Source organism: Streptomyces sp. NBC_01506, from assembly GCF_045040295.1.
Taxonomy (GTDB): domain Bacteria; phylum Actinomycetota; class Actinomycetes; order Streptomycetales; family Streptomycetaceae; genus Streptomyces.
This window is the reverse complement of sequence record NZ_CP109422.1, coordinates 1,051,090-1,072,494: the sequence shown is the minus strand read 5'-3', so window position 1 is coordinate 1,072,494 and position 21,405 is coordinate 1,051,090. Positions and strand designations below refer to the sequence as shown.

The 21,405-nt window shown below is 70.7% G+C and carries 18 protein-coding genes and 1 tRNA gene; 11 read left to right on the top strand and 8 right to left on the bottom strand.

Annotated elements, in window-relative coordinates:
• Positions 1-74: 74 nt before the first annotated feature.
• Positions 75-148, top strand: a tRNA-Pro gene (locus tag OG329_RS04295).
• 155 nt (positions 149-303) lie between these two features.
• On the opposite strand, the gene OG329_RS04290 is transcribed toward OG329_RS04295, so the two are convergent.
• On the bottom strand, positions 304-1,071 hold the full coding sequence (locus OG329_RS04290; protein ID WP_405792939.1) for a hypothetical protein: 768 nt from the start codon (positions 1,069-1,071) through the stop codon (positions 304-306).
• Positions 1,068-1,994, bottom strand: a complete 927-nt coding sequence (locus OG329_RS04285; protein ID WP_405792938.1) for a hypothetical protein — start codon at positions 1,992-1,994, stop codon at positions 1,068-1,070. The genes OG329_RS04290 and OG329_RS04285 overlap by 4 nt, the downstream gene beginning before the upstream one ends.
• Before the next feature lie 231 nt (positions 1,995-2,225).
• On the opposite strand from OG329_RS04285, the gene OG329_RS04280 reads away from it, so the two are divergent.
• The 3 genes from OG329_RS04280 to OG329_RS04270 all read left to right on the top strand — a co-directional run bounded on the left by OG329_RS04280 (position 2,226) and on the right by OG329_RS04270 (position 5,901).
• A complete protein-coding gene (locus OG329_RS04280) occupies positions 2,226-3,914 on the top strand; it encodes a protein kinase domain-containing protein (protein ID WP_405792936.1) in 1,689 nt (562 codons plus the stop codon).
• A 251-nt stretch (positions 3,915-4,165) separates the two neighbouring features.
• Positions 4,166-5,332 (top strand): hypothetical protein, encoded by a 1,167-nt coding sequence (locus tag OG329_RS04275; protein WP_405801640.1) that lies wholly within the window; start codon positions 4,166-4,168, stop codon positions 5,330-5,332.
• Positions 5,329-5,901: a hypothetical protein gene (locus OG329_RS04270; protein WP_405792934.1), complete on the top strand. Its 573-nt coding sequence runs from the start codon at positions 5,329-5,331 to the stop codon at positions 5,899-5,901. Before OG329_RS04275 ends, OG329_RS04270 begins: the two co-directional genes overlap by 4 nt.
• A 67-nt stretch (positions 5,902-5,968) precedes the next feature.
• Here the strand turns inward: OG329_RS04270 and OG329_RS04265 are convergent, their stop codons facing one another.
• Positions 5,969-8,089, bottom strand: coding sequence for a tetratricopeptide repeat protein (locus tag OG329_RS04265; protein ID WP_405792933.1), 2,121 nt, complete (start codon positions 8,087-8,089; stop codon positions 5,969-5,971).
• 182 nt (positions 8,090-8,271) lie between these two features.
• Between OG329_RS04265 and OG329_RS04260 the strand changes: the two genes are divergently transcribed.
• Positions 8,272-11,592: an AfsR/SARP family transcriptional regulator gene (locus OG329_RS04260; protein WP_405792931.1), complete on the top strand. Its 3,321-nt coding sequence runs from the start codon at positions 8,272-8,274 to the stop codon at positions 11,590-11,592.
• Between the two features lie 220 nt (positions 11,593-11,812).
• Here the strand turns inward: OG329_RS04260 and OG329_RS04255 are convergent, their stop codons facing one another.
• Positions 11,813-12,277 (bottom strand): SRPBCC family protein, encoded by a 465-nt coding sequence (locus tag OG329_RS04255; RefSeq protein WP_405792929.1) that lies wholly within the window; start codon positions 12,275-12,277, stop codon positions 11,813-11,815.
• A 55-nt stretch (positions 12,278-12,332) separates the two neighbouring features.
• On the opposite strand from OG329_RS04255, the gene OG329_RS04250 reads away from it, so the two are divergent.
• Entirely contained in the window at positions 12,333-12,944 is a 612-nt protein-coding gene (locus OG329_RS04250) for a TetR/AcrR family transcriptional regulator (RefSeq protein WP_405801639.1), read from the top strand.
• On the opposite strand, the gene OG329_RS04245 is transcribed toward OG329_RS04250, so the two are convergent.
• The 3 genes from OG329_RS04245 to OG329_RS04235 all read right to left on the bottom strand — a co-directional run bounded on the left by OG329_RS04245 (position 12,937) and on the right by OG329_RS04235 (position 15,186).
• Positions 12,937-13,557 (bottom strand): transcriptional regulator, encoded by a 621-nt coding sequence (locus OG329_RS04245; protein WP_405792927.1) that lies wholly within the window; start codon positions 13,555-13,557, stop codon positions 12,937-12,939. The two genes, OG329_RS04250 and OG329_RS04245, sit on opposite strands and share 8 nt — an antisense overlap.
• Positions 13,554-14,675 (bottom strand): pyridoxal-phosphate dependent enzyme, encoded by a 1,122-nt coding sequence (locus OG329_RS04240; RefSeq protein WP_405792925.1) that lies wholly within the window; start codon positions 14,673-14,675, stop codon positions 13,554-13,556. Before OG329_RS04240 ends, OG329_RS04245 begins: the two co-directional genes overlap by 4 nt.
• A 73-nt stretch (positions 14,676-14,748) precedes the next feature.
• Complete coding sequence (locus tag OG329_RS04235) at positions 14,749-15,186, bottom strand: VOC family protein (RefSeq protein WP_405801637.1); 438 nt, start codon at positions 15,184-15,186, stop codon at positions 14,749-14,751.
• Positions 15,187-15,384: 198 nt separating this feature from the next.
• On the opposite strand from OG329_RS04235, the gene OG329_RS04230 reads away from it, so the two are divergent.
• From OG329_RS04230 to OG329_RS04220, 3 genes are all read left to right on the top strand, one after another.
• On the top strand, positions 15,385-16,176 hold the full coding sequence (locus tag OG329_RS04230) for a hypothetical protein (protein WP_405792923.1): 792 nt from the start codon (positions 15,385-15,387) through the stop codon (positions 16,174-16,176).
• A gap of 71 nt (positions 16,177-16,247) precedes the next feature.
• A complete protein-coding gene (locus OG329_RS04225; RefSeq protein WP_405792921.1) occupies positions 16,248-17,195 on the top strand; it encodes a metallophosphoesterase family protein in 948 nt (315 codons plus the stop codon).
• Positions 17,192-17,860: a 4'-phosphopantetheinyl transferase gene (locus tag OG329_RS04220; RefSeq protein ID WP_405792919.1), complete on the top strand. Its 669-nt coding sequence runs from the start codon at positions 17,192-17,194 to the stop codon at positions 17,858-17,860. Before OG329_RS04225 ends, OG329_RS04220 begins: the two co-directional genes overlap by 4 nt.
• A 63-nt stretch (positions 17,861-17,923) precedes the next feature.
• On the opposite strand, the gene OG329_RS04215 is transcribed toward OG329_RS04220, so the two are convergent.
• Positions 17,924-18,346: a DUF350 domain-containing protein gene (locus tag OG329_RS04215; protein ID WP_405792918.1), complete on the bottom strand. Its 423-nt coding sequence runs from the start codon at positions 18,344-18,346 to the stop codon at positions 17,924-17,926.
• A 390-nt stretch (positions 18,347-18,736) separates the two neighbouring features.
• Between OG329_RS04215 and OG329_RS04210 the strand changes: the two genes are divergently transcribed.
• Positions 18,737-20,863: a glycoside hydrolase family 3 N-terminal domain-containing protein gene (locus OG329_RS04210; RefSeq protein WP_405801636.1), complete on the top strand. Its 2,127-nt coding sequence runs from the start codon at positions 18,737-18,739 to the stop codon at positions 20,861-20,863.
• Between the two features lie 122 nt (positions 20,864-20,985).
• Positions 20,986-21,339 (top strand): GNAT family N-acetyltransferase, encoded by a 354-nt coding sequence (locus tag OG329_RS04205; RefSeq protein ID WP_405792916.1) that lies wholly within the window; start codon positions 20,986-20,988, stop codon positions 21,337-21,339.
• Positions 21,340-21,405: the final 66 nt, after the last annotated feature.

Here is a 21,405-nt window from a genome sequence, read left to right as displayed (position 1 = left end):
GCCCGTCGCCGGCCGGGGGTGGGGTAATGTTCTCGACTGTGGCCGCCGGGGAGATCTCCCGGGCGGCGGAACAGCGGGACGTGGCGCAGCTTGGTAGCGCACTTGACTGGGGGTCAAGGGGTCGCAGGTTCAAATCCTGTCGTCCCGACTTGCGTTCGCGCAGGTCGTAGGCGGTATCGGAGTAATCCGGTACCGCCCTTACGCGTTTCCTGGCGACCAGTTTCGGATCAGCCGGTCCAGCGGGGTGTGCGGGGCGGGGCGGGGCGGTCAACCGCTTTCACCGCCCTCACCGCCCTTGCCACCCTACGCGGCCAGGAGGTCTTCCAGCCTGTCGCGGACGCCGTCTCTGCCGCCCGCCGGGGCCGGCGCCAGCCTGTCCGGGTCGTGCGGGTCCCTGGCGAGGACGTGCAGCCGCCCCTCGGTACGGGCCAGGATCAGGTCGACGCTGGTGCCCGCCGTCTCGGCCGATCCCTGCGCGGTGTACTGGGTGACGGTGACCAGCGAGGAACGCTCCGCCCCCGCGAGCACGGCGTCGGGGTCCACCGGCCGATCGGTATCGGCCGACGGGCCACGGGGCAGCCACTCGGTGAGCGTACGGAGCGCTTCGTCGAGCTTGTAGAGGCCGAGCTGGTGGACGCCGAGCGCGTCGATGCGGACCACCAGGCAGATCCGCTCGGGCTGGGGGAGCAGCAGGACGCGCCACGGTTCGCCCGGACCCGTTCCGGTCGTACGGGCGTCAAGTACCTTCCTGGCCCGCTGCTGGAAGGCCACCGCGATGCCCAGGTCTCCGCGTACCTGGACCTCCTCGCCGGCGGAGCCCGCCAGGAGCAGTTGGCGCGCGGCCAACGAGCGGACGGCCTCGGTGAGTTCGTCGTCCGACGGCCGGGCCTCCAGGAAGTCCACAATCGCGTCAACGGCGGTGAGTTCGGCGATGGTGTACGCGCCGAGCAGCACCGGCCCGGTGTCCACCAGATGCACCACGGCCGAGACCAGCCCCTGGGGAACGGACGCCTCGCCCGGCCCCGGCCCCGGCTGCGACGCCGAAGGAGCGCCGCGTCGATCGTCGCTCATGACGAACCTCCAGCAGGCCAGTGCCACCGGCCCACGGCGGGCGCCGCGCGACTCTCACGGAGAACCGCGGCGGCGGTACGGGACGGGGTCTGCGTCACCCATACGTCGGAGTTGCCGAACAGGCCCCGGCCGGCCCGCCCGGACAGTGCCTGGCCCAGCTCACCGGCCAGATCCGGCCGGTCGGGCGGCGGGAACCGGGCCGCGAGTTCCCGGGACACGGCCGTGGCGTCGTCGTTCGCCTCGATCCGGCGCAGCGCCTGGGTCAGCGACCGCGCGATCGGCGGCGTCAGGGACGTGGGCACCGTGAGCACCGGCGAGAGATACAGCGGGCGCCGCTCGGTCATCCGCGACAGACCCCACGGTCCGACGTTACTGTCCGTGAACTTGTACACCACGTAGTCGATCAGATGCCGCAGATCGCTCGGACGGGGGAGTTTGGGCCCGCCGAACGCGGCCGGCGTCTTCTCCAGTTGCACCCAGGTGCCCTGTGCCGTACGGCCGTGCAGTTTCTCCCGTACGACCTGTCCGCGCATCCCGATGTCCGGGTAGAGCTTCTTGTCGATGTCACGGTGGTGGCTGGACAGCCGGGGATGGCTGCCCTTGGTGAACCGCCACTTCTCGTACAGCTTCGGATCGTCCACCAGCACATGGCCGCCGCGCAGCACATCGCGCAACTGCGGTACCTGCAATCCGTGCCCCTCCAGATCGGCAAGGATCACCGCTTCTTCCGGGCTGAGGCGTTCGGCGGCCTTGACCAGCCCTTTGCGGTACGAACCGGCCCGCGCTGTGATCTCGATCATGAGCCGCACCCTGGTGCGCACCTCTTCGGCCCGCTCGGCCCGCTCGGCGTGGACGGTGTCGGAAGCCGCCGTACCGGGCCGCTCGGCGCGTGTGACGAACGCCCGCGTGTGCTTGCGTGTCATCTGGCCAGTACAGCACGACAGGCAGCCGCGCGCAGAGCCACAGTGGGTGTCCTGGCGCTCCGCCCGGAATCGGCCCAGAACTCGCTCGACGCCCGCTGCCGCAGGCCCCCGTGTACGACAGCGGCCGTGCCCGGAGGCCGGTTCTTCACCGCTCGGTCACACCTCTCCCGCACCATGACCACCACGAAGCCCAACTACGCCTGCGGTAACGGGAGTTCGTATGATGCCGCAATGGCAAGTCACGGGGATCTCATAGCGGGGCGCTACCGCATCACGACACCGCTCGGGCGCGGCGGTATGGGCACGGTCTGGCGGGCGAACGACGAGCTGCTCGGACGGGCCGTCGCCGTCAAGGAGTTGCACGTCGACGTCGGGCTGTCGCCCGTCGAGGCCGAGAACCGGCGGGGGCGCACGCTGCGCGAGGCGCGCTCGGTCGCGCAGGTGAAGCATCCCGGCGTCCTGGTCCTTCACGACATCGTCCAGCACGACGGGCAGCCCTGGCTCGTGATGGAGCTGATCGACGGCTGCTCGCTCGCCGACCGGATCGCGGTGGACGGCCCGATCCCGCCCGCCGAGGCCGCCCGGATCGGCCTCGCGCTGCTGGCCGCGCTGCGCGCCGCGCACACGGCCGGGGTGCTGCACCGCGACATCAAGCCCGCCAACGTGCTCCTGGAGGCGGGCACGGGGCGCGTGGTGCTCTCCGACTTCGGGATCGCACAGGTCGACGGGCAGACGACGCTGACGGAGGCGGGCGCCTTCGTCGGCTCCCCGGAGTACACCGCTCCGGAGCGGATGTCGGGCAAGCGAACCGGCCCGGAGTCCGATCTGTGGTCGCTCGGGGTGCTGCTCTGCGCCGCCGTCGAGGGCGAGTCGCCGTTCCGCCGCGACTCGGTGGCGGGGGTGCTGCACGCCGTCGTGATGGACGACATCAAGGTGCCCGAGTCGGCCGGTCCGCTGCTTCCCGTCGTCAACGGTCTCCTTGAGCGGGATCCCGGGCGACGGCTCGGCACGGACGAGGCGGAGCAGGCGCTGCGCGGCTTCCTGGGGGAGGAGCGGATGCCCACCGTGCCGCATACGCCGACGCCCGGTGGCGGGCCCGCGCCCCGCAGGCCCGACGCGACGCTGCCCGCCGGCGATCCGGTCGTGCTCGGCGCCCCCTCCGCACCGGCTGCGCGCCCCCGGATCCGTACGGCGATCCTCGCCGGCGCACTGGTCACCGTCCTCGCGGCGGGCGGCACCGGCGCGTGGGTCATGACGAGGGACGACTCCGGTACGGGGACGGGGACGGACGCGGGGAGCGCCGGTGCGGCGGACAAGGTGCGGGAGAAGCAGCCCGAGGAGTCGCCGAAGAAGTCCTCCCGCGCCCCCGAACCGGTCGCCGACGACACGGGCGAGCCCGCCACCGGGAAGCCCACCGGGGACAAGCCGAAGCCCAAACAGTCCGTCGAGGCATCCGAGCCCGCCGGAGACCAGGCACCCGATGGCTACCGGACGGTCTTTGACCCGACCGGCTTCACGATGTCGGCGCCCACCGGCTTCATCCGCTCCAACGAACCGCCCCGCGTCTACTACAACTCGCCTGACAACGCCTTCCGCATCGGTGTCCATCCCCAGCCACTCGACCCGAACGGCCCGGCCGCGGTGATGCGGGAGGCGCACGCGAGCGGCCCGTCGGACTACCCGGGCTACCGGGACGGCTCGGTCCGCGAGACCACGCACAACGGCTTCCCCGCCGCTGTCTGGGAGTTCACCTGGGACGGCGCCGCCGACGACGGCGGGCCGCGCCGCACCTACGACCTGAGCTGGGACGAGGGCGGCAAGATGTACGACCTGTGGGTCTCCGCGCCGGCCGGACGAGCGGCGGACGGCGAGCGCCACTTCATCGAGGCGCACCGGTCGTTCGCCCGCGCGGGTTCCTGACTCAGGGACCGCGGCTTCGGCGCTGCAAGGTTGTCGCAAGGGTCCGTCGAGCCTTCTGTCCACCCCCCGGGGCAACTCGTCGGCAGAAGGAAGTTCGTAGCTCTCGGAAGAGAAGTCAACAGGGGGACGCCATGTCGGCGTTGAGCACGACCGGATCGAGTACGGCGGAAACGAACACGTTCCAGGCAAACACGACCGAGACCGGCACCATCGAAGCGAACCCGGGCGCGTCACGTCAGTGGCTCACCCTGGTGGACCGCAAGAAGATACTCGCGGTGGTCCACACCGTGACGTACGGGAAGCGACTGCTCGACGTCCTGTCGCTGCTGGAAGCCGACTTCCGGCTTCAGGTGGTCTTCACGGCACCGCCGCACGCCTTCGGCGACGACGTGCCCGCCTTCCTTGCCAGGCTCGGAAGCGTGGTGCTGCCGTGGGACCAGGCGACACGTATGACCTTCGATCTCGCTCTGGCGGCAGGGCCCCGCGGCGTGCAGTACATAGACGCGCCGCTGATCACACTGCCGCACGGGGCCAACTATCTGAAGCGGATCGTCGGGGGAGCGGAAGCGGGCGTGGCAGGGCTGCGCAGGCAGGATGTCCTGCCCGGTGGCAGGCTGCCCGCCGCCGTGGTCGTTCCGCACCTCGCCGAGCTGCGCGAGCTGGCGCGTGAGTGCCCGGAGGTGCTTCCGCTGGCGCATGTGGCCGGCGATCCCGTACACGACCGGATCATGGCCAGCCTGCCGCTGCGCGCGGCGTACCGCCGAGCGCTCGGGATCGCCGAGGAAGAGAAACTGGTGGTCGCGGTCTCGACCTGGGGCGCCCTGTCGGCCTTCGGCCGGTTCGACGCGCTCCTGCCGCGGTTGATCGGCGAGCTGCCGTCGCCGCGCTACCGTACGGCCCTGCTCGTGCACCCCAATGTGTGGGCGGGGCACGGCGCCTATCAGGTCAGAGCGTGGCTGGCACGCTGCGCCCAACTGGGCATGGCGCTCGTGCCGCCGGAGGCGGACTGGCGCAGCGTTCTGATCGCCGCGGACTGGATCATCGGTGACCACGGATCTGTCACCGTCTACGGGACGCTCACCGGTGCACCGATGCTGCTGGCCGCCTCGCCGGAGCAGGAGATCAATCCGTCGTCGCCCGCCGCCGCACTCGCGGCCCTCGCGCCGACGCTGTCGCCCACCCACCCGCTGGTGGACCAACTCGACTACGCGGCACGGGAGTACCGGCCCGAGGAGTACGCGGCGATCGCGTCGCGCATCTCGTCGGAGCCCGGACGGTTCAACCGGAACATGCGCAGGCTGATGTACGGGCTGCTGCGGATGGGCCAGCCGGCGCACGAGCCGATGACGGTCCCGCTGCCGCAGCCGCCTCCGCTGCTCGCGTGGGCGCCGCCGGGGCGGGGGGAGGTGTCGGCGTGAAGCGCTTCGTCGTGGTCGAGGCCGGCCCGGTCCCGAGGGACCTCATCTGCCCGGCCGCCCCCGCCGTACTGCGCGCGCGTTGCGCCGACACGTCGTTCGGCGTGGGTCTCGGTCGTATGGGCCTGAGCCTTGTCGTCGGACCGCCGCCGCGTGCGGACGATGTTCATGTGGTCATCGATGAGCACCTGGCCGTGGATGTGGACCTCTGCCGGGACAGCCGGCTGCTGGACTGCGCGGATGTACTCCAGGGAAGCCGGGCGCACTCGGCCGCCGACGCACTGCGCCGACTGAGGCACCTCACCTCGGTCCACCCGGCCTGTGGCATCGCGGCGGTGCCCCTGGCCGAAGCGGGCACGGGCACGGGCGCCGACGCCGACGCAGGCGCAGGCGCGGGCGCGGGTGGCTGGGCCGTGGCCGGCGGTCCCGACCGGGCCGTGGTCCTCGTACCGTACGGGCCGTACGCGGCCCCAGGCGAGCGGTCGCTGCTGCCGTCGTGCATGCACGCCTGGCTGGTGGCGGGGTGCTCGTTACGGGAGTGGCCGCACGCCCGCGAGGCACCGTCCGGCTGAGAAATCAGCTACGAGGACCTGGACCGGGCCGTCAACGGCGGCCCGGTCCACGGTATGTGACGGTGTGTCACCCACCCTCGCCGAGCCGGCGCGCGTCGGCGGGGCTCGTGATCTCGAACAGAGCCAGCGCCCGCGCGCGGAAATCCTCCGCAGCGCTCGCGTCCCCGTGCTCCCCGGCACTCTCGCCCAGCATCTCCAGAGTGCGCGCCTGCCAGAAGGCCGCGCCGGACTCGGTGAAGACCGCCAGCGCCCGGCTCATCCTGGCCATTCCCTGCGCGTAATCGCCGGCTCGGACACCGGCCCGCCCCAGGAAGGCGAGCGCCCGCGCGGCGTCGTGCGGGTCGTTCACCGCCACCATCGCGGTATGGGCGCGGGTGAAGCAGTCGACCGCCTCGTCCGCCGCGCCCGCCGCGAGCGCGATCTCGCCGAGAGTGGTCCGGGCGAGAGCCGCGCCTCGCGGATAACCGCACTCCTCCCACACCGCGATCGCACGGTTCAGGTAGGTGACGGCCTCGGCGGGCCGCCCCGCCTCGCGATGGCACGCACCGAGGCCCAGGAGCGCCTGCCCCTCGTCCCGTACGTCACCGGCGTCGCGCGCCGCCAGGAGCGACGCCTGATACCAGGTGGCCGCATCCTCGGTGCGGCGGGCGGCCCCCAGGCCGATGGCCCCGGAGTTGAGCATCTGCCGCTCGGCGGTCCTGTTCCCGGACCGCCGGGCGGCCTCCAGACCGATCTCATGGGCCTCGATCCAGGTGTCGTAGTGGCGTAACCGAAGGAATAAAGGCCACATAGCGTCCACAAGCATCCAACTCGTGTCGTTCCAGCCACTGTTCGCGGCGGACTGTACGGCACCCAGCAGATGCGTGCGGTGGGAGTCGAGCCAGCCGAGCGCCGCGACGTCGTCGGTGAACGGCAGTGGAAGTTCCGGCGCGTGGCGGTACGCACGGGGAAGGGTGAACTGCGCCGGGGTCAGCCGCTGTTGAGCCGCCGTCGCCGTATGCAGGCACCAGTCGCAGAACCGGCGCAGCGCTTCCTCACGGGCCGCGTCCGTGTCGTCCTGCCGGGCCCGGTCGTGCGCGTGGATCCGTACGAGATCGTGGAAGCGGCAGCTCTCGGGGCCGACGTCCTCCACGAGATTGGCCTCGACCAGCTCGTCCAGCCGGCGCTCCGCCCAGTCCAGCGACTTGCCGCAGGACGCGGCGGCGAGTCGCGCGTCGAAAGTACTCACCGGGAGCAGACCGAGCGTCCGGTACAGACGGGCGGTGTCCTCGCTCAGCACCGCGTACGACGCGTCCATGGCCTTGTGCACAGAGGTTTCTCCTTCGACTTCGAGTGCGGCCAGTCGGCCTCCCCCGCCCGCGTTGCGGTCCAGTGCGTCCGCGAGTGCCCCCACCGACTGCCTCGGGCGCGTCGCGAGCCGGGCGGAGGCCAGACAGACCGCGAGCGGAAGGCCCGCGCACAGGGCGACGACGCGGCGGACGGCGGGCAGCTCGCCCGCGACGCGGTCCGCGCCGATCCCGCGCGTGAGCAGTTCGACTCCGGCGGCCGTACCGAGCGCGTCGAGCTGGTGGAAACCCGCTCCCTCCATACGCAGACCGGTCAGCCTGCGGCGGCTGGTGACGACCACCAGGCCGCCCGGCCCGCCGAGCAGCAACGGCCGGATCTGCGCGGCGGTGAAGGAGTTGTCCAACATGACCGCGATGCGCAGGTCGGCGGTGAAGGACCGCCACAGCGACGCCAGTTCGACCGCGTCCGTGGACGGCGGACCGGCGCCCAGTGCCCGCAGGAACTGACCAAGGATCTCCGCCGGACCCACCGGCCCGCCCGCCGAGTGCCCGCGCAGGTCGGCGTACAACTGGCCGTCGGGGAAGTCCGTGCTCAGCGAACGCAGCCATTTGGACACCAGCGTCGTCTTGCCGATTCCGGCCGGACCGGTGACGACGATCAGCGGCAGTCCCGACTCGCGAAGACCGTCCAGCGACGAGAGATCCCTCTCCCGGTCGGTGAAGTGGGCCGGAACCGGGAGCAGTTGGCGCGGTGGCGCCGGCCGTGCCGGTGTCTGTGGCGCCGGGTGGAGGTGAATGCCGCCGTGCACCTCACCGGCCTGGACAGTCGGGCCGTACAGTCGTGCCTCGCCGTCGATCCTATTCTCGTGCGACCCTTCACCGGCCGTATTCCGCCCACTCATTCATCCGCCCCCCGCAGATCGATTGCCATTTACACGGACTGATTCGGGTCCTACCCCGGCACGACTGGGAATGACCATCCGGAATAGGAACGGGATCGCGCCAACCACGGCAACGGTGTATGGCGGAATTCACCGCGCGATGTCATGCTCGTGGGCCATCCGACGAACCAGCGGGGGCGCTGGTGGAATTTCAGATTCTCGGACCGGTGGGGCTTCGGCTGAACGGTCGGTGGCTGACGCTCGGATCGGACAAGGAGCGGGTGTTGCTGGCCGCGCTCGCGCTTGATGTGGGTCGGCCCGTCGCCATCAACGTACTCATGGAACGGCTCTGGGACGGCGACCCACCGGCGCGCGCCCGCGAGAACGCGCACACCTATGTCTCGCGCATCCGCCGGCGACTGCGGGCGGCCGGCACCGGGCCGGGCGCACCCGGCATCGTCAGCCGGGCGCACACCTACACCCTGCGGGCCGCGCGCGACTCGGTGGACCGGCAGCGCTTCCAGCACTTCGTCGACGCGGCGTTCGCCAGTGACAGTGACGAGCGGGCCGTGGAACTGCTGTCCCGCGCCGAGGAGTTGTGGCAGGGCGAGGCGCTGGCGGGGCTTCCCGGATTCTGGGCGGCGACCGTACGGAGAACCCTGGCGGAGACGCGGCTGAGCGCCGACGTGTCACGTATCGCCGCCGGGCTGCGGCTGGGGCGCTTCGCCGAACAGGTCGGGGAGCTGTCCGCGTTGGTCGACCGGTACCCCAGGGACGAGACGCTGCTCGGCCAGTTGATGCTCGCGTATTACGGCGGCGGGCGGTACACGGACGCGCTCCGGGTCCACCAGCGGGCGCGGCAGTCGCTCATGGAGGAGTACGGGGCGCTCCCGGGCGCCGAGTTGAACGCCATCCACCAGGGTGTGCTGGCCCGCGTACCGGCACGTGAGCTGGCCCACGGGGGTGCCGGGGAGCGGACGGCAGGCTCGGCAGGGACGGCCGCTTCCGCGGCGGCGGTTACGCTCGACGGACCCGTGCCCGTGCCTGATGGACCCGCGTCCGCCGTCCCCGTGCCACAGCCCCCGCCCGATGTGCCGCCGCCCCGGAATCTGCCCCAGCAACCGACGCTCGTGGGGCGCCGGAAGGAGTTACAGGCGCTGACCTCCATGATCGCCGACAAGGTGGCGCCCGGCGGATCGGTCGTCACCGTCGAGGCGGTCAGCGGAATGGCCGGGGTCGGCAAGACCGCCCTGGTCGTCGCCACCGCCCGGCTGCTCGCCGAGAGCTACCCCGACGGGGCGATCTACCTCGACCTCCTCGGGCACTCGCCCGCCCAGGAACCGCTCACCGCCAGGGCCGCGCTGGGCACTCTGCTGAGGCTGCTCGGCGCGCCGGCCTTCTCGATTCCGGCGGAGCTGGAGGGGCGTACGGCGCTGTGGCGGACCATGCTGGCCGAGCGCCGGGTGATCATCGTCCTGGACGACGCGACGGGACCCGACCAGCTTCGCCCGCTCCTTCCGGGCGGGTCGCCGTCCCTGACGATCATCGCCAGCCGCCGCCATCTGACCGGGATTCCACAGGCGTTGTCCGTCCCGCTCGACGTCCTGTCGAAGGAGGACGCCATCACGCTCTTTCGCGGCTTCGCGGGCGAGGAGCGCACCAGGGACATCGCGGAGACGGTACGAATCGTCCGGCTCTGCGGGTATCTGCCCCTCGCGATCGAGTTGGTGGCGCACCGGTTCCGGGCCCGTACATCCTGGACGCTGAGCGTCCTCGCCGAGCGCCTTGCCCGAAGTCCGGGGCGGCTGGCGGAAATTCGCACCGCCGATCAGGAACAGGAGATGACCCGGGCATTCGCTCTCTCCTACCGGACCCTCACCGCACAGCAACGGACCGCGTTTCGCCGCCTCGGGCTGCATCCCGGACCGGATTTCACGGCCGATGCGGCGGCGGCCCTGCTGGGGCTGCCGCCGGATACGACGGAGCGACTACTCGAGGGTCTGCTCGCATTCCACCTGCTCAGAGAGCCTGTACCGGACCGATATCGCTATCACGATCTGTTGCGTGAATATGCCCGTGGTCTATCCGATTCGGAGGACGGTGAACGCGATCGTCGGCAGGCTGTCGCCCGACTGACGGATTTCTACCTGCGTACGGCGGATCTCGCGGACCGAATCGCCTATCCCGAGCGAGTACGCCTGGACCTGTCGACCCTGCCTCTGTCGCCGACGCCGACGCTCACGGCGCCGGCGCCGTCCTTCCCGGACCCGGCCGCCGCACGTTCTTGGCTTGCCGAGGAGCGGGGAAACCTGCTCGCCGTCGAGGGCCATGCCCGGCGCGACGGTGCTCCCGAACGCGCGGCCCAACTCGCTTCCGCCCTGGCGGGCTTCCTCCAATCGGAGTGCTACTGGCGGGATGCCGGAAGGCTTCTGCGGCACGCCGTCGCCGTCTGGGACCGTACGGACAACGAGCCGGCGCTCTGCCGCGCCCTGATCGACCTGTGTGCGGCGGACGCGAGCGTCGGGGCCTACGCGGAGGCCGCCAAGGCGGGCGAACGCGCGCTGGAGTTGGCGCGCACGCTGGGCGACGGACCCGCCGAGGCCGAGGCGTTACGGGTCCTCGGCACGCTGAACTGGCATCTCGGAGAGAACCGCACGGCTCTCGTTCTGTTCCAGAAATCTTTCTCTATCAGATCGCTGTCGGGCGACGTCCGGGACATGGCACGCATTCGGAATAATATCGCTGTCACCTTGTTGTCCCTCGGGGAACGCGGCCGGGCGTTGGAGCATTTCCGCAACGCATTGGCGGGATTCAGGGAAGCAGGTGATGAGACGGCATCCGCCCGGACGCTCAACAACATGGGAGAATTGCAGATGCAGGCCGGTGAAGTGGGACTGGCCCGTCATTCTTTCGAGGAATCGATATCTTTCCTGGAGGCTGGCGGGAGTCGATACGACCGTGCGACGGTACGTAGAAACCTGGCCGAAACCCTTGCCGATTCGGGTGAATCCGCAGCAGCTCTGCGATTGTTCGGCGACACCCTTTCAGAGTTTCGCTCGCTCGGTGACAGAAAGAGCCAGGCCGAGACGCTGGTCGGCATGGGCGAGGCGCACTGGCGGCTGGGAGACGCCGAGGCGTCCGTCCGGCATCACCTCGAAGCGCTGCGGATCGCGCATGACATAGGAGCCGCTCACCATGAGGTCCAGGCTCTGCGTTGCCTCGGGCGCGCGGACTTCGCCGAGGGCCGACTGGCTGCGGCGACGGACCGGCTTCGGGCGGCGGTGGCCATCGCCGCCCGTACCCACGACCTTGATGAGGAAACCGCCGCGCGGACGTTGCTGGCGGAGGTACGGCTCACGGTCGGAGATGTGGACGAGGCCCGTATGGCATTGCGTGAGGCGTTCCAGTTGGTTCGACGTCGGGACAGCGTCCAGGCGCGCACAATTGGTAGACGCTTGAATGATGTCGAACGCCTGGGTGGGGTGGAACCGGATGTACGTTCTGCCGTGCACGACGACGAATAGGGCGTAACGCTCGAACAGGGGTCCGTCAATCGGCTCGTCCATATGTTGATACCCTTCCGGCTCCAGTGATGATCACCCGGGAGGGCTTCGAACGTGCGCAAACGTCTGACGGTCACCAACTTCATTTTTTCCTTGGCCGTCTTGGCGGCAGTAGTCATGACGAACGCCGGCTGCATCATGATGAGCGGCCAGGTCGCCTGAGGCTGAGGCCCGCCGCGCGTCACGACTCCGTCGTGGCGACGTGGCGGGCCAGCTCGGCGGCCAGGCGTCGCATGACCGTCCGGTTGGCGCGCCGCATCGTGGCCCGGACGGCGGGGGCCAGCAGGCGCTCGATGAGTGGAGCGCGTACCCAGGCATACGTGAACGAGACCCGGCTCCCGCCGGTCGGCAGCGGTTCGATGTCGTACGTGCCGTGCGCCCGGCGCCGGCCGGCCGCGCTGATGTTCCGTTCGACAATGCGTCGCGGCGGCTCCGCCTCGACCACCTCGATGGTGACGTCGCTCTTGGTGCCGCCCAGCGCGGCGGTGACGGTCGCGCCCGAGCCGACACCCCGACCGGGGCCGCTGTAGCGCCAGTTGGTCAGGTAATGGTCGGTGAACGCCTCGTGGTGGGCCATGACATCGAGGAAGTCGTAGACCTGCTCGGGTGTTTGCGGCACGTCGATCGATACGGTGACAGACCTCATGTACCGCATGGTACATAGGGCGTGTACCGGTCGGTACACTCGGCGCGTGGCGAACATGGTGAACGCGGACACAGGCCGGCGCGCCCAACTGCTGGACGCGGCCGTGGATTACGTCTCCGAGCACGGCATCGCGGAGCTGAGTCTGCGCCGCCTGGGCGCGGCGATCGGCACCAGCCACCGCATGCTGATCCACCACTTCGGCTCCAAGGAGCGGTTGTTCGTGGAGATCGTCCGGGCGTCCGAGCTGCGTCAGCGTGAGCTGCTGGCCCACCTGCTGTCGGAGCCCGGCCTTGCCCCGGCCGAGGCCGCCCGGCGCCTGTGGCGGCAACTGGCGCATCCACAACTGGCGGGCCAGGAGCGGCTTTTCTTCGAGATCTGCGGGCAGGCACTGCAAGGCCGGCCCGAGGCCGTCCCGGTGCTGGACGGGCTTGTCACGAACTGGCTCGACCCGCTCGTGGCCGCCGACGTCGCCGCAGGAGGCGACCCCGGCACCGCACGCGCCCGTGCCCGGATGGGACTCGCCGTTGTCCGTGGGCTGCTGCTGGACCTGCTGGCCACCGGTGATCACGCCGGTGTCGACGCGGCCATGGAGGAGTTCCTTGCGCTGTACTACGGCCCTGAGAACGGGAGCGGGAACGGGAACGCGGGTCGGCGGGCGGTCACTTGAGGTAGTTGTAGACGGTGGCGCGCGAGACGCCGGTGATGTCGGCGAGTGTCCGAACCGCGTTCTTCACGTCCAGGAAGCCCTCGTCGCGCAGGAAGCGGATCATGCGCTTCTTGTCCGTCGAGTGCAGGGCGCGCGGCGTCCGGCCGCGCGCGGCCGCGTACTCCTCGGCCAGCGTGCGGAGTTCGTCAGCCGTACGTGCCCGCAGGGTCTCGCTGAAGGGCTGTTTCTGTTCGTCGGTGCGGATCAGGTTGTGCAGACCGCGGGCGACGGTGGTGAACAGCGAGACGTCGAGATTCAGACAGATCGCGGCGACGTACTCGCCCTCGCTGTTCCTGATGCCGATGGACGTGCTCTTCGCCGGGCGGCCGTCGGGGAACGAGTTCGGGTAGTTCTGGATGACGTTGGGATAGCCGGGGTCCCGGATACGGGCGATACCGAGCTCGGTGGCCGGGTCGCCGACGGAGCGGCCGGACAGGTTGTTCTCGATCGCGTGGACCGAGTGCTCCGGATTCCGCAGGTCGTGCAGGACGACTTCGCACAGCCCCGGGAACATGCGGCCGACGGCGGTCACGATCGTCTCGGCCTCGCGCAGCAGCAGCTCGTCCTCGGTCATGCGATGACCTTGCCCATCGCCGCGGCGGCCTTGAGCCCGGACCCGGTCAGGACGACAACGGCCTTCTCACCGGGGCGAATCGCTCCCCGGGCCACGAAGGCGTCGATCGCGGCGGCGGCCGACGCTGAGGTCGGTTCCGCGTACAGTCCGATCCCCGCCAGACGGCGGGTCGCCGCGATGATGTCACTCTCCGGGATCGCCACGGTGTCCCCGCCGGATCGCCGGATCGCGTCGACGACCTCGGGCAGCCGGACGGGCGACCTGATGGCTGTGCCTTCGGCGATGGTGGGCCCGAAGCCGGCGCCGGTGCCGGTGGCGGGGTCGCCTTGGAAGGCCGCGTGGATGGGCGCGCACCGTTCGGGCTGGGCGACCAGCAACCGGGGCAGCCGCTCGATCTGGCCGGCCGCGAGCAGTTCGCCGAAGCCGAGGTCGCAGCCGAGGACGATACTGCCCGCGCCCGCCACCGTGACGACGACGTCCGGCGCCGTGAAGCCCAGGTCCTCCCACAGCTCGTAGGCCAGAGTCTTGGTGCCCTGGAGGAAGAAGGGATGCCAGTTGTGGCTGGCGTAGGCGGTGGTCCGTGCCTCCCGTATCGCCTGCTCGGAGGTTGCGCTCCGGTCGCCCGCCACCAGCGCCACCTCGGCGCCGTACGCCCGTGCTTGCAGGACCTTCGCCGGGGACGTCCCCTCCGGGGCCAGGATCCGGGCCCGGATACCGGCGGCGGCGCAGTAGGCCGCGACCGAGGAGCCACCGTTGCCGGAGCTGTCCTCGACCACCGACTCCACCCCGGCCTGGGCGAGCAGCGACACCATCACGCTGGTACCGCGGTCCTTGAAGCTGCCGCTGGGATTGAACCACTCGAGCTTGAAGCGCACGTCCGTATCACCCCAACGCCCGTCGATCAGCGGGGTGCAGCCCTCGCCGAGCGACACGGGCCGGGCGATGGCGCCGGGAAGCGCGGCGCGGTAGCGCCACAGGGAGCGGGTGGCGCTCTCCACACGCTCCGGCCCGATGCCCGGCCGAGGCTCGACGGTGAGGGGCGCGCCGTCGTCGCCCTGCCAACGCCGTGCGTCGAGTGGATAGGTCCGCCCGGAACGCGGGTCGAGATAGACGTCCATGGTCACTCCCCGAGGTAGACGCAAAGTCTAACTCTTGACGGAACGTCTACAAGCGGGTGGGCGGGCCGACGCGTCAGACGACGCAGAACTCGTGCCCCTCCGGGTCGGCCATCAGCACATGGTCCGGTCTGCCGTTCATCTCGTACTCCCGGAGCGTCGTCGCGCCCGCCGCCGTCAGGCGCTCGACCGTGGCCAGGACGCGTGGCCACCGTGTCTCCCAGGGGATGTCCCGGCCACCACCGACCCGCAGGTCCAGATGCAGCCGGTTCTTCGCCACCTTCGACTCCGGGACCTTGAGGAAGGACAGCGACGGGCCCACCCCGTCCGGATCCGCGAGATACGCGCCGTCGTCCCACTCCTCCTCCGGAACCCCGCAGTCGGCCAACCACGCCTCCCAGGTCGCATAACCGGTCGGCGGCGGCGGTTCGACATACCCCAGCGCGAGCGCCCAGAACTCAGCCAGTTTCGCGGGCTGCGCGCAGTCGATCGTCAGACTCCAGTTGGTAGCCACCATGTCTCCTCGGTCGTGTGCGCCAACCGTATCGGGCACCACTGACAGCCCCCGGAAAAGCAGTTCTCTCCTCCTCGGCCCGCCCGATAACCTCCCCCCGTGAAGTGATCTCTCCCGGCCGGCGCCACCCGCCCCGGCACAGCCACAGGCACAGCCACAGCCACCGATGTGAACCAGTTCTCGCGAGGAGAGATCACCGTGCCGCAGCGCACCGGTCCGTCGCACGGACGGCCATCCAGGAGTCCAGAGTTCAGCGACTTCGTCGCCCAGGCGTCCGCCTCTCCGGACGTGGTCGGCCTTGTCCTCAGTGGATCCCAGGCCCGGCAGGGCATGGCCACGTCCGACTCCGACCACGACGTCTACGTGATCACGGCCGACGACCCCGCGGTCACGCCACCCGCCGCAGGCGGGGCCCGGCGCTCGCCCGCGCTCGACGTCATGCCGCTCTCCCTGTCGGCGTTCCGCGCCCACGCCCTGACCGCGGACGCGCACTCCTGGGACCGGTACGCCTTCGTCCACTGCCAGGTGCTCCTCGACCGGCTCGACGGCACGATCACACAACTCGTCGAGGAGAAGGCCACCCTCGAAGGTCTTGAGGCGCACCGTCTGGTGCGCTCCGAGCTGGACGCGTACATCAACTCCGTCTACCGGTCGGCGAAAAGCCACCGCGACGGCCGCCCCGCCGACGCGCACCTCGACGCGGCGGAGAGCGTCCCCTATCTCCTCACCGTCGTGTTCGCCCTGCACCAGCGGGTGAGGCCGTACAACAAGTACCTGCTGTGGGAGCTGCGGAACCACCCGCTGGGCGCGCCCCCATGGGCCGCCGACGTGCTGATCCCGCAGATCCGGCGCGTCCTCGCGGACGGCGACCTCGCCACACAGCGCGCCCTCTTCGCCACCGTCGAACGCGCCGCCCGCTGGGCGGGCCACGGCTCGGTACTCGACTCCTGGGGCAGCGACCTCGACCTACTGGGGGAGAGGAGGGGTTGATCGACGCGGACGCGTACCCAATCCTTGTCGGATGCGCTATTCGCGAACCTGCCGAGTTCGGAGCGACCGAGATGACCTATGAGATACGTGGCGCGTCAGCGACGGCACCCGCCCCGTCCCCGGCGGAGCCCGGACGCTCAGGACGGCCCGGATATCCCGGACATCCCGGACGGCTCGTCGCGACGAGCGATCTCCACATCCGGTACTCCGAGAACCGGAAGATCGCCGGCTCCCTGTGGCCCGAGTCGGAGCACGACTGGCTGCTGGTGGCCGGTGACATCGGCGAGTTGGTGTCCGACATCGAGTGGACGCTGCGCACGCTCAGCGAGCGGTTCGCGAAGGTCGTCTGGGTGCCGGGCAACCACGAGCTGTGGACCGCCCCCGACGACCCGGTCCAGCTCAGGGGCGACGCGAAGTACCGTCACCTCGTGAAGCTCTGCCGGGAACTGGGCGTCGTCACGCCGGAGGATCCGTACCCCGTCTGGGAGGGCGAGGGCGGCCCCGCCGTGATCGCGCCGCTGTTCCTCCTGTACGACTACTCCTTCCGGCCGCCCGGAACGTACTCCAAGGAGTCCGCCCTCGCCGTGGCCGAGAATGCCGGTGTCGTCTGCACCGACGAGTTCCTGCTCCACCCCGACCCGTATCCCAGCAGGGAGGCGTGGTGCCGAGCCCGGCTCGCGGCCACCGAGCGACGGCTCATGGAGATCCCGCCCGAGCTGCCCACCGTCCTGATCAACCACTGGCCGCTCGTGCGCGAACCCACGAACGTGCTGTGGCGACCGGAGTTCGCGCTGTGGTGCGGCACGGAGGGCTCGGCCGACTGGCCGCGCCGATTCCGGGCCGCCTCCGTCGTGTACGGGCATCTGCACATCCCCCGGCTCATGTGGTGCGACGGGGTGCCCCATCAGGAGGTCTCCCTGGGCTACCCGAGGGAGTGGGGACGGCGCCCGCAGGAGCCCGGCCGGCCCGTGCAGATACTCCCGTTGCCGGTCCGTGGCGAGGCGGGGGTGGCGCGGTGATCGAGCGCATCGTGCCCGCCGCCGCGCGGACGGCCGAGGCGTACGGAGACCTTCCCGACGCCACGCTGTTCCCCGAGGAGGAGCCGCTGGTGAAGTCCGCCGTGGCCAAGCGCCGGGGCGAGTTCACCACCGCCCGCCACTGCGCGCGCCAGGCCCTGACCCGGTTGGGCGCTCCGGCGGGTGCGATCCTCACCGGCGAACGCGGCGCGCCGCTGTGGCCCGAGGGCGTGGTCGGCAGCATCACGCACTGTGCGGGTTACCGCGCGGCCGTGGTCGCCCGGCCCGCGCAGGTCACCGCGATCGGTGTCGACGCGGAGCCCGCACTGCCGCTGCCCGAGGGGGTCCTGGAGGCGGTGGCCCTGCCCGACGAGCAGATCGCGGTGAAGGAACTCCTGGAGTCCGCGCCGGGCGTCGCGTGGGACCGGCTGCTGTTCAGTGCCAAGGAGTCGGTCTACAAGGCGTGGTTTCCGCTGATGAGGAGCTTCCTGGAGTTCGAGGGAGCCCGGCTCGTCTTCGACCCGGCGGGCGGGACGTTCACGGCCCATCTCCTCGCGGGCCCGGCGCTGGCCGGGAGCCGTACCTTGCACACGTTCGACGGGCGTTGGCTGTCGGACAACGGCATCGTGCTGACATCCGTGACGGTCCCCGCGGCAGTCCCCGCGTAATCGCCGGGACCGTCGCGGACGTTGACCGACCGGGCCAGGTTCAGTTGACCGACCGGGCCAGGTTCAGGCGATCGACGCCGACACGATCGCCGCCACCGCGATGTTGCACGACGCCGTCACCCACACCGCCGGGTGCGGCTCCGCCTCGACCAGCGTCGCGCCCAGCTTGCCCGGCGTCACCAGATCCACGACCAGGAACGCCAGCGCCATCATCACCAGGCCGAGCACCCCGAAGGCCGCCGTCGACGCCAGGCCCTTGCCGAAGTCGTCGTACGTCGTCCAGATGGACGTGAAGACGATGCCGCCGATACCCAGGAGCGCCGAGCTGAGCAGGACCGCGGCGTTGCGGTTGCGGTCCTCCCAGATCTGCTTGCCGAGCTTTCCCGGAGTCAGCAGGTCGACGAGGACGATACCGAGGATCAGAAGGACCACACCGAGCGCGCCGTAGGCGCCGGCCCGGCCAAGTCCGTTGACTATGTCGTTCATTGAGAAGCTCGTCTCCGCTGCTGAAGATGATCGTGGCAAAGGCGTCGCAAAATGTATCGCACGGTGTACGAGCGGCGAGGCCGAGCCGGGAACCGCAGCCGAACCGCGCCCGGGGCGTAGCCCCACCCCGCCGCGTGAGCCAGAAATCCCCGGCCAACCCTGGAAGGCGAGGAAAACCCCCTCCCGCCAGGGAAGGAGGATTCAATACGATCGGTGCGACCGCCATCGGCGGCACCCCTGCCCGCCACCGAAAGGACCCCAGTCGTGCAATCCGCCACCTCGGCCGACCCACAGGCAAGCCCCCCGGCCGGCCGGACGGACAGCGCACCGGTCGCCCCGCCTGCCAGGAACGATCCGTACGACCGTCCCGTCGCCGAACTGCTCGCCCGGATGACCGACGACGAAAAGCTCGGCCAGCTCCAGCAGCTCGCCTGGGCGGGGGCCACCGGCCCCGGCGGCACCCAGACCCGGCAGGCCGAAGAGGCGGCCCGCGCGGGCCTGTTGGGGTCCGTGCTGAACATCCACGGCGCCAAGGAGAGCAACGCGCTCCAGCGGATCGCCGTCGAGGAGTCCCGGCTCGGCATCCCGCTGATCTTCGGCCTCGACATCATCCATGGCTTCTGGACCACCTTCCCGATCCCGCTCGCGCAGGCGGCGAGCTTCGACCCCGCCGTGTCCGAGCTGGACGCGTCGGTCTCGGCGGCCGAGGCGCGGTCCAACGGTGTGCACTGGACGTTCGCGCCGATGATGGACGTCACCAGCGAGCCGCGCTGGGGCCGTATCGCCGAGTCCGGCGGTGAAGACCCGTATCTGAACGCGGTGTTGGCGGCGGCGAAGGTACGCGGCTACCAGGGCGACGACCTGAAGGCGAAGGACCGGATCGCCGCCTGCGCCAAGCACTACGTCGCGTACGGCGGGGCCGAGGGCGGCCGGGACTACAACACCGTCGACGTGTCCGAGGCGCGGCTGCGCAACCACTACCTGCCGCCGTTCAAGGTGGCCGTGGACGCCCAAGTGGCCACCGTCATGGCCGCGTTCAACACCATCAGCGGCGTCCCCGCACACGCCAACGAGCAAACGCTCACCCGAATCCTCAAGCAGGACTGGGGATTTGACGGCTTCGTCGTCAGCGACTGGTCCGGTGTCCAGGAACTCATCCCGCACGGATTCGCCGCCGACGGCGAGGACGCCGCCCGGCTCGCGCTGGGCGCCGGTGTCGACATGGAGATGGTCAGCACCCATGTCGTGGACCACGGAAGGAAGTTGCTGCGCGAGGGACGGATCGAGGCGGCGCGACTGGACGACGCAGTGACCCGCGTCCTGCGCGTCAAGTTCCGTCTCGGCCTCTTCGACGACCCGTACGTACCCGAGAAGGCCGAGATCGCCGGGCCGACGCCCGAGGCCCGGTCGGCCGCCCGCACGGCCGCCGCGCGCTCCATGGTGCTGCTCAGGAACGAGGCGGGCGCGTTGCCGCTCGCGAAGACGGTCCGCTCCCTGGCCGTCGTCGGCCCGTTCGCCGACTCCGACGATCTCCAGGGCACCTGGGCGGGGCCCGGCGCGGACAAGTTCCGGTCGGTCACCGTGCTCGACGCCGTACGGGCCGCCGTACCGGACGCCACCGTCACCCACGCCCTCGGCATCGACGCCGCCGGCCGGGACACCGGCACGCTCCCGGACGCCGTCGCGGTGGCACGGGCCGCCGACGTCACCGTCGTCGTCGTGGGGGAGAGCCCGGACATCAGCGGCGAGGCGAACTCGCGCAGCGACATCGGACTGCCGGGCAGGCAGCAGGAGTTGATCGCGGCGGTCGCGGCGACGGGCAAGCCGTACGTCGTCGTCCTCGTGAACGGGCGTCCGCTCACCCTCGGCGACTGGGCCGACGACGCCCCGGCCGTACTGGAGGCCTGGCACCCCGGCATGGAGGCCGGGAACGCGATCGCCGACGTGCTGTTCGGGGACGTCGACCCGGGCGGCCGGCTCCCGGTGTCCTTTCCCCGTACGGTCGGCCAGATCCCGGTCAACTACAACCACGAGCGGACCGGCCGCCCCTACGACCCCGCTGATCCGGACCAGCGCTATGTCTCCCGCTATCTGGACGTCCCGGACGGCCCGCGCTACCCGTTCGGCCACGGCCTGAGCTATACGACCTGCACCATCTCCGAGCCCTCGCTCAGCCACAGTTCCATCGCCGCGGCGGCCCTGCGCGAGGGCGGCACGGTGGAGGTCGCCGTCACCGTACGCAATACGGGTGAGCGCGAGGGGGACGAAGTCGTCCAGCTCTATGTCCACGATCCCGTCGCGAGCATCGTCCAGCCGGTACGGCGCCTGCGCGGATTCCGCCGGGTGACGGTCGCGGCCGGGGAGTCCACCACCGTGCGCTTCAGTCTCGGCGCGGAGGATTTCGGCTTCTGGACGAACGACCCGCGGGGCCGGTACGTGGTCGAGGAAGGCGCGGTCGACATCGTCGTCGGCGCCGACTCGACGGCCACGGCCAGGGGCACGCTGCGGATCGTCTGACGGATCGGAAAGAACTGAGGGATCCGAGGGGTTTGAGGGAACTGAGGGGGGACATCCCCCAGGACCGACGACCCAGGACCGACGACGCATGACCCAGGACCACGACCAGGGAGACACCCGACATGGCAGAGACCGACATCCGCGACAACCGGGCGCAGGGCCGATTCGAGGCGTACGAGGGCGACGACCTCGTCGGCGTCATCGGCTACTTCGTGCTGGCCGGCGCCCCCGCCGCGCTCGTGGCCGTCCACACGGTGGTGGAGCAGGGCCACGAGGGCAAGGGCATCGCGGGCGCGCTGGTGAAGGCGTTCTACGCGACGGCGGCTCGCGAGGGCGTGCCCGTCGTACCGCTGTGCCCGTACGCCGCCAGGTGGACGCAGCGGCATCCGGAGGAGGCGGCCGTGGCCCCCGCCGCGTCCGAGGAGACGGTGCGCGCCGCGGAGGCCCAGCTCAAGGCGGACTCCGCGCGCTGGTGAGTTCCGGCGGGGGCAGCGGGGCAGGGGCCGATCAGCGGGGCGGGGGCCGGTCATGAGTGGATCCGG